The 12,320-nt window shown below is 43.3% G+C and carries 11 protein-coding genes; 7 read left to right on the top strand and 4 right to left on the bottom strand.

The features are described from left to right. Positions 1–116: 116 nt before the first annotated feature. A complete protein-coding gene (gene argS, locus VSA01S_RS04340) occupies positions 117–1,850 on the bottom strand; it encodes an arginine--tRNA ligase (RefSeq protein ID WP_039979255.1) in 1,734 nt (577 codons plus the stop codon). Between the two features lie 211 nt (positions 1,851–2,061). On the opposite strand from argS, the gene VSA01S_RS04345 reads away from it, so the two are divergent. Further along, complete coding sequence (locus VSA01S_RS04345; protein ID WP_039979254.1) at positions 2,062–2,658, top strand: VOC family protein; 597 nt, start codon at positions 2,062–2,064, stop codon at positions 2,656–2,658. Positions 2,659–2,715: 57 nt separating this feature from the next. Here VSA01S_RS04345 and VSA01S_RS04350 read toward each other — a convergent pair whose 3' ends face one another. The 3 genes from VSA01S_RS04350 to purU form a co-directional block, all read right to left on the bottom strand. Continuing rightward, positions 2,716–3,087 (bottom strand): hypothetical protein, encoded by a 372-nt coding sequence (locus VSA01S_RS04350; RefSeq protein WP_039979253.1) that lies wholly within the window; start codon positions 3,085–3,087, stop codon positions 2,716–2,718. Continuing rightward, positions 3,071–4,690, bottom strand: coding sequence for a serine protease (locus VSA01S_RS04355; RefSeq protein ID WP_039979252.1), 1,620 nt, complete (start codon positions 4,688–4,690; stop codon positions 3,071–3,073). The genes VSA01S_RS04350 and VSA01S_RS04355 overlap by 17 nt, the downstream gene beginning before the upstream one ends. Before the next feature lie 185 nt (positions 4,691–4,875). Further along, positions 4,876–5,709, bottom strand: coding sequence for a formyltetrahydrofolate deformylase (purU, locus tag VSA01S_RS04360; RefSeq protein ID WP_039979251.1), 834 nt, complete (start codon positions 5,707–5,709; stop codon positions 4,876–4,878). 224 nt (positions 5,710–5,933) lie between these two features. Here purU and yoaA point away from each other — a divergent pair, with 224 nt between their 5' ends. The 6 genes from yoaA (at position 5,934) to fadD (ending at position 12,205) form a co-directional block, all read left to right on the top strand. Continuing rightward, a complete protein-coding gene (gene yoaA / locus VSA01S_RS04365) occupies positions 5,934–7,859 on the top strand; it encodes a DNA repair helicase YoaA (RefSeq protein ID WP_039979250.1) in 1,926 nt (641 codons plus the stop codon). Positions 7,860–7,903: 44 nt separating this feature from the next. Continuing rightward, positions 7,904–8,605: a tRNA (adenosine(37)-N6)-threonylcarbamoyltransferase complex dimerization subunit type 1 TsaB gene (gene tsaB, locus VSA01S_RS04370; protein WP_039979249.1), complete on the top strand. Its 702-nt coding sequence runs from the start codon at positions 7,904–7,906 to the stop codon at positions 8,603–8,605. Positions 8,606–8,660: 55 nt separating this feature from the next. Next, entirely contained in the window at positions 8,661–8,966 is a 306-nt protein-coding gene (locus VSA01S_RS04375) for a hypothetical protein (protein WP_039979248.1), read from the top strand. Next, positions 8,959–9,546, top strand: a complete 588-nt coding sequence (locus VSA01S_RS04380; protein WP_050567261.1) for a Slp family lipoprotein — start codon at positions 8,959–8,961, stop codon at positions 9,544–9,546. Before VSA01S_RS04375 ends, VSA01S_RS04380 begins: the two co-directional genes overlap by 8 nt. A gap of 6 nt (positions 9,547–9,552) precedes the next feature. After that, entirely contained in the window at positions 9,553–10,407 is an 855-nt protein-coding gene (locus VSA01S_RS04385; RefSeq protein WP_083932202.1) for an alpha/beta fold hydrolase, read from the top strand. 106 nt (positions 10,408–10,513) lie between these two features. Beyond that, positions 10,514–12,205 (top strand): long-chain-fatty-acid--CoA ligase FadD, encoded by a 1,692-nt coding sequence (gene fadD / locus VSA01S_RS04390; RefSeq protein WP_021709664.1) that lies wholly within the window; start codon positions 10,514–10,516, stop codon positions 12,203–12,205. The last annotated feature ends 115 nt before the right edge of the window (positions 12,206–12,320 follow it).

Below are 12,320 nucleotides of genomic sequence, written 5' to 3' on the forward strand. Positions count from 1 at the left end.
GAATCAAGCACCTTGAGGTTATTTGGACCTATACCCCAGATAAAATAAAAGGCTGGCGCCTTGGCACCAACCTTTCTCGTTCTATCAATAGCTTAAAGTATTAATCATTGAATCGCTTACATGCGTTCAAGCGTCTCGATACCTAGTAGAGACAGACCTTGTTTGATGGTCTTCGCTGTGAGCGCTGCTAGTTTCAGACGGCTTTGTTTCACTGCTTCTTCTTCAGCCACTAGGATAGGGCATGCTTCGTAGAAGCTAGAGAACTGACCAGCGAGTTCGAATAAGTAACTACACATGATGTGTGGTTGGCCTTCGCGGGCAACGGATTGAACTGCTTCTTCGAACTGCATAAGCTTTGCGATAAGCGCTTTTTCTTTCTCGTCAGTGATCTTGATTTCACCTTGCAGATCGTCCATAGAAACACCAGCTTTAGCGAATACCGATGCGACACGAGTGTAAGCGTATTGCATGTATGGTGCAGTGTTTCCTTCAAATGCAAGCATGTTGTCCCAATCAAACACGTAGTCTGTGGTTCGGTGCTTAGAAAGATCGGCGTATTTAACTGCGGCCATAGCAACGGTATGAGCGATCTTCTCTTTTTCTTCTATTTCTAGTGACGGGTTTTTAGATTCAATCAGTTTTACCGCGCGCTCTTCCGCTTCATCCAAAAGGTCTTTCAGTTTTACTGAGCCACCGGTACGAGTTTTAAATGGTTTGCCGTCTTTACCTAGCATCATACCAAATGCGTGGTGCTCAAGTGACACTGAATCTGGAATATAACCCGCTTTACGAACGATAGTCCAAGCTTGCATCAGGTGCTGATGTTGACGAGAGTCAATGAAGTAAAGCACACGGTCTGCACCTAGTTCTTCATAGCGATACTTCGCACAGGCGATGTCTGTTGTGGTGTATAGGAAGCCACCGTCACGCTTTTGCACAATCACGCCCATTGGGTCGCCATCTTTATTTTTGTATTCTTCTAGAAATACAACTTGAGCACCGTCATCTTCTACTGCTAAGCCTTGAGCTTTTAGGTCGGCAACAACTTTAGGTAGCATGTCGTTGTACATGCTTTCACCCATCACGTCATCATTAGTTAGAGAGACGTTCAAACGATCGTAGTTACGTTGGTTTTGAATCATCGTGATGTCAACCAACTTCTTCCACATTTCAGAACAGAACTGATCACCGCTTTGCAGTTTAACAACATAACCACGTGCTTTTTCAGCAAAGGCTTCATCGTTGTCATACAGTTTTTTGGAATCGCGGTAGAATGCTTCAAGATCAGACAGCTCCATTGATACTTCGCCTGATTCTTGTTGAACACGCTCAAGGTTTGCGATAAGCATACCGAACTGAGTTCCCCAGTCGCCAATGTGGTTGGCACGAATCACTTTGTGTCCTAGGAATTCTAGGGTACGAGTAACGGCATCACCGATCACTGTTGAACGAATATGGTGAACGGCCATTTCTTTTGCAACGTTAGGCGCCGAGTAGTCAGCAACGATGGTTTGGGCTTCTTCTTTTGCGACACCAAGGCGGGCGTCTTCAAGAGCCGCTTCCGCTTGTTTTGCAAGAAATTCTTCACTTAGAAAAATGTTGATGAAACCAGGGCCTGCAATTTCTGTTTTGCTTGCAATACCGTCTAGGTCTAGAACATCCAGTACTTTCTGTGCAAATTCTCGTGGGTTAGTCCCCAGTTTTTTAGCAACGCCCATTACGCCGTTGGCTTGGTAGTCACCAAATTGTGGCTTTGCTGATTGACGGACTGCGGCAGGGCTGCCTGCAGGTGCGCCAGCGGCTTCTAGAGCCTGAGATACTTTGTCATTAATAAGTGCTTGGATATTCACACGTGTTTCCTTCAATTCAAGGACGAAGAATTATACAACCAGTGCAGAATTCTATTGTAGTTCACAAAAATGGCGCTAATTGTATCAACTTTATTGTCATTCATACAGAGAGGATTAGGAATTTTTCACTTTTTAGTTAGATTGGAATTCTGCTGTTATTTAAGTGTAATATGCCGCTCCGAATTACCCAAAATACGACAAGAAAACTATGATGCAACCTCGTTTAGAAGAAAAGCGCCTGGCTCCAGAATTGATGCTTCATGACCTTGATGGTTTTATGTCAAAAGTTGACGCTTTAGCACAGATGATCGGAATCAAAGTGTATGCAATGCAAGCGGATCATGTTGCTTTGCGCATTAACGACTTTGAGACGACAAAAGCGGCTCACGGAGCATGGAAGCCGTATGGGAAAATTATTTCACAAGCGCAAATCAATGGTCGACCAATCGTTGTGTTGCTCTTTGCTCAACCTGTGCAAAGTCATGGGTGGGAAATTGAATGTTTAGAATTGCCTTACCCTGCAGAGGGTAAAATCTATCCTACGGAAGGATGGGAGCATGCCGAGTTTGTGGTTAACTCTTTGGCACAGACGGCGGATGAGCTTTTAACAGAGCTAAAAGATTCCTTTACCGAGTTTGCTGAACGTTTTGAACAGCTGGATTCAATGGGGGTAAAAGTTAAATTATCTAGCCCTAAAGGGGAAGGTGAGCGGTTAAATAACCCGACTGTTGCTTTCAAATATCAAGGTGTGTGTATTAAATTTCATCCTCATTCACTTAAAGCAATTGTTGAGTCTGAACACGGTTAAGTTTTCATCTTTGAAAAAGAGAGGGAAACTAAGTTCCCCCTCCTAGGTACAAGCAAATTAATTTAGCAGTGATGATTTACCTTTAGGGTTAGTGATCACAAGCTTCTTGCCTTTTAACTCTTCCATTAAGGGGACAGTGAAAGTCTTAGAAAAAGGCTTTCTTCTACAGTGATCCTTTTTGTTCCTGATTATGGTTAGCCAAGCTTCTGTATTGGTATTTTTTTCCACTCTTAGGTTGAAGTCACTACTTTGACTGCATCCCGTCGACTCAGCTATAAAGGAGATAGAATCCTCACGAGTTTGGAAAACGGTTACTTTCTCTTTTTCATATTCCACGTGACGGCTTTGATTCACATCTTCATGCGTAGAGCAAGCCGTCAAGCCTATAAAGAGAAGGCTTGTAAGTGTTTTTTTAAGCACGTGTTTCATGCAATGACCACTTTTTGCGACGAGTAAACAGTCCGGCACCCAATAGTACTAGCAACCCGATGGAGAAACTGCCACCTGAACGTTTTCTGTCATTATCTAGCATCTTAATATTACGAATATATGCTTGCTCAAAGGGGGCGATGATAGCTGAGTTAGAGTTCTCATCAGGAGTATCGTCTCTTACATAAACAAACTGAAGGCTATTGGATGATTTTTCAAGTTCAATCGATATCTGTTCAAAATCAGCACTTTCTTCAAATAAATACCAATCATCATTTATTTGCACAATAAAGGCGTTAGAGTTAGCTATCAATGCTTTATATTCTAGTTGTAGAGTCCCCTTGGGCAAGTCGGTTATGTATAGAATAGATTCGCCATTAGATTCCCATGTATTTGATGACTGAAGCTCCCCATTTTTCTCTGTCCATGCTTTGCCACTGGTAAAGACTTTAGTACCTTTAATCGGAACGGCACTGCTTACCGCAGCACTTGCTTTGTCGATAGCTATATATTTAAGGGTAGTAGTGAACTTAGGTAATTTAGAATGGTCAGTCGTGAACTCTATTGTTTGAGATGATTGCGAGCTGTCTGGAGTGTGATTTATCGTAAGCTCACAGCTTTGAGAAGGTGCGAGAGTTTGAGTACAGGTGTTTTGGGTTACCGATACCCCTTCAGGTAATGTTATTTCAGTGATATTTAATGGCGTGATGGCTTCATCATTGCGAATGGTGAAGGTGTCTTGCCGAGCTTTTGTTTCTATTAGTCCAAGATTACGGTATTGGGTGTAGCTAATGGTATTTAGGTGGCTTTCTATCCAACCATTTGTCTTAAAATGGGCAACATTGGCATAAACACCATAAGAGTTTGGTTCAGCACAACCCAATCCCCAGCTCACTACACCAAGTAATTTGTTAATGCCGTTATCATTGGCGATAAGAGGGCCGCCGCTATCTCCTTGGCAACTGTCTTTTCCACCGTCTGAATACCCTGCACAAATGGCATCAACGGATATTTTAGCGTAATTCCCACCTAGGTTTTGGCATGTTGCACGGTCAACGTATTGTACGTCAACTTCTCGCAAGATATTTGGGTATCGTACGTCCTTATCTAAGGTGTCTCCCCAACCTGCAACATAGACTTTATCGCCAGCTCTCATATTCTCGATCACTCTTGAATCTGCTAGTTCGATCGTTGCATTATCAACACTTCTTTCTAGTTCGATAATGGCGATGTCGTTGCTCATTATTTTAGGATTATATCCGGCATGTTGATAAATATTTTTGACGGCGATACGTTGTGCTTGAGATTCTTTTTTTTGATCGTATAAGCCCAGAACTATGTCGATACTATCTGCATTCGTTTCATCAACACAGTGTGCAGCCGTTAATACATATTTACCGCCAAGAAAACTACCACCACAAAAATGGCCCTCAGAGATTGGTTGCCCTTTTTGTACCAATGAAGCAATGAATTTCCAGTTTTTAGTATTAGCAGGCTCTCCACCGACAATTCGTGTGGAGGCGTCTCTTTCTAGTGGTTCAAGTGTTGTTGCTGCTGCAGGTAAAGCCGCTCCAATCAAAAAAGCTACTAACGTTTTTTTCATTCCCATACCTTATTTTTATTGCTTTATTTTATAAAAGTCGCGAATACTAAACGTATTTACTAAGTAAGTAAACAGTTGCATTTTGAAATGGATTAAATACTGTTGATTTATTACGAGTTAATAGGGGGGATTAAACCCACTAATCAAGTGGGCTTGATGTAGTATTCGTCAAGTGAGGCCATGCTTTACAAGATCACCGTCTTGTTGCCATAAACAAACACATGATCGTTGAGTACCTTGTTAAGCGCTTTGCTTAAAACACTCTTCTCAACATCACGGCCGGCTTGGGCCATATCTTGTGCACTGAAGGTGTGGTCAACAGGGATAACATCTTGCTTAATGATAGGACCTTCATCGAGATCATTAGTGACGAAGTGAGCCGTTGCGCCAATAATTTTCACACCACGATCATAAGCTTGTTGATAGGGTCTAGCACCAATAAATGCGGGTAAGAAACTGTGATGAATATTGATGATCTTATGGCGGTATTTCTCGACAAATGAGGACGTGAGAACTCGCATATATTTGGCTAGGACGAGGTAATCAGCATTATATTGCTCAAGTACTGCCAAAATCTGCTGTTCATGTTGTTCTCGGCTGAGATCTTGATGAGTGACATAATGGTAAGGAATATCAAATCGCTCGGTTAAATGTTGCAATGTATCGTAATTACTGACTACAGCTGCGATTTCGACATCTAGACTGCCATCATAGTTTTTCATCAAGATATCCCCTAAACAATGGGCTTCTTTCGTGACTAAAATGACGATTTTTTTGCGACTAGAACTGATCAATTTACGTTTTGCCCCTTGAGGGAGTGCTTGATCAAGGTCGGCAAGAAAAGTGTGATCGTTAAAATAACCTTCTAGCTCTGTTCTCATGAAAAAGTGACCACTGGTGTTGTCGACAAATTCATTGTTATGAACGATGTTAAGTTGATGCTTGTAACAAATGTTGGTGATTTTAGCGATCAGGCCTGGCGCATCATTACAATGGGTTAAAAGGGTTTTCTTTTCCATAAATTCAGTACTTCCTTGTCTGATGTGAGGGGGCTCAATTCGACTCAGTGACCTTGCTCTGAATCAAGCATCTTGAGGTCACTTGGGTATAACATAAATAATCGATTCTCAACTGAGTTTCAATCACTTCTCAAACGGATACGAGCATCTCGTCTTTTTGATGACTGAAGTTTGCCTTCAACCTCTGGTATAATCAGTTCAATTTTTCTCAGTAGAAGTAAAACATGATCGCAAAAACATTTTCTTCAGATGGCGCGTTAGGTAAAGCAATTCCGGGCTTTCAAGCACGACAGCCTCAAATTGATATGGCGGAAGCGGTTAACGTTGCGATCAAAGATCAAACCCAGCTGGTGGTTGAGGCAGGTACCGGAACTGGCAAGACTTTTGCGTACCTTGTTCCGGCTTTGCTGAGTGGTAAAAAAGTCATCATCAGTACAGGCTCTAAAAACTTACAAGAGCAGCTGTTTCATCGAGATTTGCCTTTAATGATGAATGCACTGGGTTTTTATGGTCAAGTCGCTCTATTAAAAGGACGTTCTAACTACTTATGTTTAGACAGGCTGAGTAGACAAATGGTCGAAAGCCATGGTCACGACGCTGACCCAAACTTATTAACTCAACTGGTTAAGGTTCGATCTTGGTCTTCGGAAACCAAAACAGGAGATTTGGGAGATTGTGATGACTTACCAGAAGACAGCATGATCATTCCCATGATTACCTCGACCAATGATAACTGCTTGGGTAAAGAGTGCCCGAGTTATACGGATTGCTTTGTGTTAAAGGCGCGTAAGCGTGCGTTGGATTCAGACATTGTTGTGGTGAATCATCATTTATTTCTTGCTGATTTAGCGATCAAAGAAACGGGATTTGGTGAATTAATACCCGAAGCGGATGTATTTATTTTTGATGAAGCTCATCAGCTCCCGGACATCGCCAGTGAGTATTTTGGTCAATCACTCTCGAGTCGGCAAATTCAAGAATTAGCCAAAGATATCGAAATTGCTTATCGCACCGAAGCCAAGGACATGCGTCAATTACAAAAAGTAGGCGACAAACTGCTACAAAGTGCCATGGATATGCGCATCGTCTTGGGTGAACCGGGTTTTCGCGGTAACTGGCGTGAAGCATTGCAATCGGAATCGATCAAACGCGAATTGGTGCGCCTTACTGATAGCTTAGAGCTGACCATTGACGTACTCAAGTTAGCTCTGGGACGAAGTCAATTATTGGACACAGCATTTGAGCGAGCCAATCTTATCAAAGGTCGAATTGATCGCGTGTGTGATGTCGATATTACGGGGTACTCCTATTGGTATGACACTTCTCCGCGTCATTTTGCTTTGCATATCACGCCATTATCCGTTGCGGATAAATTTCATGAACAGATAGAACTTAAGCAAGGTGCGTGGATATTCACTTCAGCAACCTTAGCGGTATCCGGCGATTTTAAGCATTTTACTGACCGTTTAGGCTTAAAACCAACACAGCGATTTTCGCTGCCGTCTCCCTTTGATTATCAGCAACAAGCGCGTTTGTGTGTACCCCGTTACTTACCAGAGCCAAACAGCCCAGGTTTGGCAGATAAGTTAGTTAAGATGCTAACGCCTGTAATAGAGGAAAATGAAGGGCGTTGCTTTTTCTTATGCACCTCACATAGCATGATGAGAGAGCTAGGGGAACGTTTCCGTGAAGTGCTGGAATTACCTGTACTGATGCAAGGTGAGATGAGTAAGCAAAAGACTCTTGCAGAGTTTATGGAATTAGGCAATGCCTTGTTGGTCGCGACGGGGGCCTTTTGGGAAGGGATCGATGTTAGAGGTGATGCACTGAGCTGTGTTATCATTGATAAATTACCCTTTACTGCCCCAGATGATCCTTTGCTTAAAGCACGTATTGAAGATTGTCGTTTGCGAGGAGGTGAGCCTTTTGCTGAGGTACAAATACCGGATGCAGTGATCACTTTGAAGCAAGGGGTAGGGCGTTTAATTAGGGACAAAAAGGACCGAGGAGCTTTGATTATATGTGACAACCGTTTGGTCACAAGAGACTATGGTGGGGTCTTTTTAGGCAGCTTGCCTCCAATACCAAGAACTCGAGACTTAGAACAAATCAAAGTTTTCCTAAAATCAGAACAGACAGCCACAGATTAGATGTGTTGGCATAAACGATTAAATTTTACATTTTAGAGAGTGAAATGAGCGTAAAAATTCTTGCTATCGATACCGCTACTGAAAATTGTTCAGTTGCTTTACTGGTCAATGACAAAGTGATTTCACGTAGTGAAGTGGCTCCTCGTGACCATACGAAAAAAGTGCTTCCTATGGTGGATGAAGTCTTAAAAGAAGCAGGACTAAGTTTACACGAACTCGATGCTTTGGCTTTTGGTCAAGGTCCGGGAAGCTTTACTGGAGTGCGTATCGGTATTGGCATTGCTCAGGGTTTAGCTTTTGGCGCAGATTTACCGATGATTGGTATTTCGACTCTTGCTGCAATGGCTCAGGCTAGCTATCGTAAACATGGAACAACAGACGTTGCCGTTGCGATTGATGCTCGTATGAGTGAAGTTTACTGGGCCCGTTATGCTCGTCAAACTGATGGAACATGGACAGCCGTCGATGCAGAATGTGTCATTCCACCTGAGCGCTTAGCCAATGAAGTCCAAGCAGATAATAATACATGGGCGCAAGCCGGGACGGGTTGGCAAGCTTATCAAGAATCATTAGCAGCCATGCCTCTTAGCTTTATACAAACGGATGTTTTGTACCCTGACTCGCAAGATATTGTGATTTTGGCTCAGCGAGAGTTCGAACTTGGTAACACCGTCGCGGTTGAAGACTCGAGCCCGGTTTATTTACGTGATAATGTGACATGGAAAAAGCTGCCGGGTCGTGAATAGTATTCCACCTTGCTAACGGTCAGACAAATGAATAGCTTGCTTGTAAGAGGGTGTTATGTCGTCGATTAATGGTTTACCTCCTGGGCTTATTCCAGGTGCACATCGAACCCAAAAAACACAGAAAAAACAGCAGACGAAGAAAACGCAGTCAAAGTCTTCTGTTGGGCAGCCCTCAAAAGTAGCCAATGCGGTTGCGCATTCGATTAAGCATATTGATGAATCACATCTGCATCGTGCTCAAGTTCATTATGACCTACCAGAAGGACATGCTCGCAAAGCAATGGAACAATATATGGACATTATGAACCGAGCAAGGAAAGAAGAGCTGGCTCAATTAATGGGGGTTGATATTTATGTGTAAGCGAGCAGTCATAAACCTACTGGCTTTGATTCGAAAACGCCATTTTGCAGTAATTCCGAGTGTTTTCGCTTTAGCGGCTTGCAGTTCGCTTCCATCAGAGCTGAATGCGAACTCAGAATCAGTAATGACGGACTACCTGACCTTTGCCCAAAGTAAAGGGCAGGTGGTGGATGACGTTCGCCTGGGTGGGGTTATCGCCAAAACAGAAAACCAGAAAAAGCGTACACGCATAGAGATTGTCAACTTACCGATTGATTCATCGGGTCGCCCGGACATCAACCAAGAACCTCAAGGTCGTTTTGTGGCCTATTTTGATGGTTACCTAGAACCTATTGCGTTTAGTCAAGGTCGATTGATCACGGTTGTTGGTCAAGCGATAGGCCAAGAGCAAGGGCAGGTTGGTGAGCACCCTTACCTTTTTCCTGCACTTGACGGTGACGGTTACCGCTTGTGGAAAATTGAGGAGCGTGTGCGAATGTACGACACCTCAAACTATGGGTATCCATGCTACTCGGTTAACTGTCGGATACCTTACTTTGACTTCCCTCAAGAAGGGCAGGTGATTAAACAAGTGAGGTAGTTCATGATTAATGAGCGAACTTTTCCGCTTTCAACAGGCACGTTGGCTGCCCTTGAGTTGGGTCAGCAACAGCCTGCGGGGACATCGGTTATTTTCATTCATGGTTGGCTAGATAATGCAGGTAGCTTTAAAGCCATCATGGAAACAATGCATCAACTCGCCCCCGATTTGCATTTATTGGCCATTGATTTGTTTGGTCATGGATTATCGAGCCACAAAGCAGCAGATAACTATTACGTCTTTCATGATTATGTGGATGATTTACATAGGTTGTTGTCTGATCTCTCATCGAATCATGTGGTGTTAGTCGGTCATTCACTTGGTGCTTTAATTGCGAGTTGCTATAGTGCTGCTTTCCCAGAGCACGTTCAGGCTTTGGTTCAAATCGAAGGTGCAGCGCCGTTATCGGAAGACCCAAGCTATAGTGCAAAAAGGCTGCGTGATGGCGTGTTAAGTCGGCAGCGCCTACGTAGTAAAGTAGAGCGAGGAATGGCATCTTTAGATGTGGCACTTTCGATGCGTATGCAAGTCAACCAATTGACCGAAGAGCAGTTAATGCCTATTGTTGAACGTGGCACGGAATTCCGTAACCAACAATGGTATTGGCGGTACGACCGAAAATTGAAATGCAGTTCGCTTTACCGAATGGCTCAGCATAATGCTCTAGCCTTTATACAAGAGATTCGATGTCCACACTTACTTATTTTAGGTGACAAGGGCTTCCCAAAGTACCAGCTGACTCCTGCTTCTTGGGGCGAAAATCAACCACAAGTGGTCATCGTCCAAGGTGGACACCACTGCCATTTAGAGCAAAAACTCGAAATTTCCAAGTTAATCCTTGGGGTTGTTAACAAAATTTAGATAAGTGTTTGAGTAGAAGATGCTCAAGCACAGTTGCTGTGCTCTAATAGCGAACGACTTAAAAGGACGCTATTCTTTTAGCCAGTGTTAAACGAGGAGTAATATCGTGGATAAACCATGGCTTTCACGCTATCCAAATGACGTACCTGAAACTATCGATCCTGAGCAATATGAATCTTTGGTTGAAATGTTTGAGCAGTCTGTACAAAAGTATGCAGATCAGCCAGCATTTATGAACATGGGCTCGGTCATGACCTTCCGAAAACTGGAAGAGCGTAGCCGTGCATTCGCTGCTTATTTACAAAACGAATTACGCTTAAAAAAGGGCGATCGTGTTGCGCTTATGATGCCTAACTTGCTGCAATATCCCGTTGCTTTGTTTGGGGTATTAAGAGCAGGTTGTATTGCGGTTAATGTTAACCCTCTTTATACTCCCCGTGAGTTAGAGCATCAATTAAATGATGCAGGGGTGACCGCGATTGTTATCGTGTCCAATTTTGCTAATACGTTAGAGCAAATTGTCGATAAAACCCCAGTGAAACATGTTGTTTTAACCAGTTTGGGCCAGATGTTGCCCAGAGCGAAAGGAACGATTGTTGATTTCGTGGTTAAGTATGTCAAAGGCATGGTACCGAAGTACGATTTGCCAGGTGCGATTTCTATGCGTAAAGCCCTTTACAAAGGACGACGTTTGCAATACGTCAAGCCCTATGTATCTGGTGATGATATTGCATTCTTACAGTACACAGGTGGCACAACAGGTGTCGCGAAAGGGGCCGTGCTTACTCATAGAAATATGATTGCCAACGTAATGCAGGCGAAAGGAGCATATGGCCCCGTGCTTTCACCTGGCCGCGAGCTGGTGGTCACCGCTTTACCTCTGTATCACGTATTTGCTCTAACGGTAAACTGCCTGTTATTTCTTGAAATGGGCGGTAATAACTTGCTTATTACTAACCCGCGTGACATTCCTGGCTTCATTAAAGAGTTACAAAAGCATGCTTTCACCGCGATTACAGGCGTTAATACTCTGTTTAATGCGTTAGTTAACAATGAAGATTTTCATGAGCTTGATTTTAGTCATTTACGCCTTGCGGTTGGGGGCGGTATGGCAGTTCAGCGTGCGGTTGCTGAGAAATGGCAAAAAAGCACGGGATGTTACTTACTGGAAGGCTATGGCTTAACGGAATGTTCACCGCTTGTGGCGGCATATCCACATGATTTAGTCGCTTATAACGGTTCTATTGGTTTGCCTGTCCCTTCAACTGATGTTCGGATTGTCGATGATGAAGGTAATGTTTTGGCTAACACTGAAACGGGTGAACTGCAAGTTCGTGGCCCTCAGGTTATGCAAGGTTATTGGCAACGTCCTGAGGCAACGAAAGAAGTCATCAATAAAGACGGTTGGCTGTCAACTGGCGACATTGTTAAGTTTGATGATGAAGGGTTCTTGCATATTGTCGACCGCAAAAAAGACATGATTTTGGTTTCTGGTTTCAATGTTTATCCGAATGAAATTGAAGATGTGGTTGCATCTCATGGCAAAGTGCTAGAAGTTGCTGCGATCGGGCAACCACATGAGGTCTCAGGTGAGTTGGTTAAAATTTATGTGGTTAAGCGAGATCCTAGTCTGACCAAAGAAGAAGTGATTACACATTGTCGCCAGCATCTCACCGGGTATAAAGTGCCTAAACTTGTTGAGTTTCGTGAAGACTTGCCCAAGACAAATGTGGGTAAAATCTTGCGTCGAGTGCTGCGTGATGAAAACGATGCGGAACTTGAGAAAAAACGTGCTTAAGTTTTGTCCTCAAGTTCAATATAGCCTTGTTAATAGGCCAATATTATTCTTATTTCTAGGTCAATAGACCCTAACCTCTAGGTTAGTATGCCAGCGTAATGCTGGCATTTTCATA

This window comes from Vibrio sagamiensis NBRC 104589 (assembly GCF_007990935.1).
GTDB classification, from domain to species: Bacteria; Pseudomonadota; Gammaproteobacteria; order Enterobacterales; family Vibrionaceae; genus Vibrio; species Vibrio sagamiensis.

Coding starts and splice junctions, on each gene's coding strand:
- VSA01S_RS04345 (WP_039979254.1), top strand. CDS start 2,062: ATGCAACCTCGTTTAGAAGAAAAGCGCCTGGCTCCAGAATTGATGCTT.
- VSA01S_RS04350 (WP_039979253.1), bottom strand. CDS start 3,087: ATGAAACACGTGCTTAAAAAAACACTTACAAGCCTTCTCTTTATAGGC.
- VSA01S_RS04355 (WP_039979252.1), bottom strand. CDS start 4,690: ATGAAAAAAACGTTAGTAGCTTTTTTGATTGGAGCGGCTTTACCTGCA.
- purU (WP_039979251.1), bottom strand. CDS start 5,709: ATGGAAAAGAAAACCCTTTTAACCCATTGTAATGATGCGCCAGGCCTG.
- yoaA (WP_039979250.1), top strand. CDS start 5,934: ATGATCGCAAAAACATTTTCTTCAGATGGCGCGTTAGGTAAAGCAATT.
- tsaB (WP_039979249.1), top strand. CDS start 7,904: ATGAGCGTAAAAATTCTTGCTATCGATACCGCTACTGAAAATTGTTCA.
- VSA01S_RS04375 (WP_039979248.1), top strand. CDS start 8,661: ATGTCGTCGATTAATGGTTTACCTCCTGGGCTTATTCCAGGTGCACAT.
- VSA01S_RS04380 (WP_050567261.1), top strand. CDS start 8,959: ATGTGTAAGCGAGCAGTCATAAACCTACTGGCTTTGATTCGAAAACGC.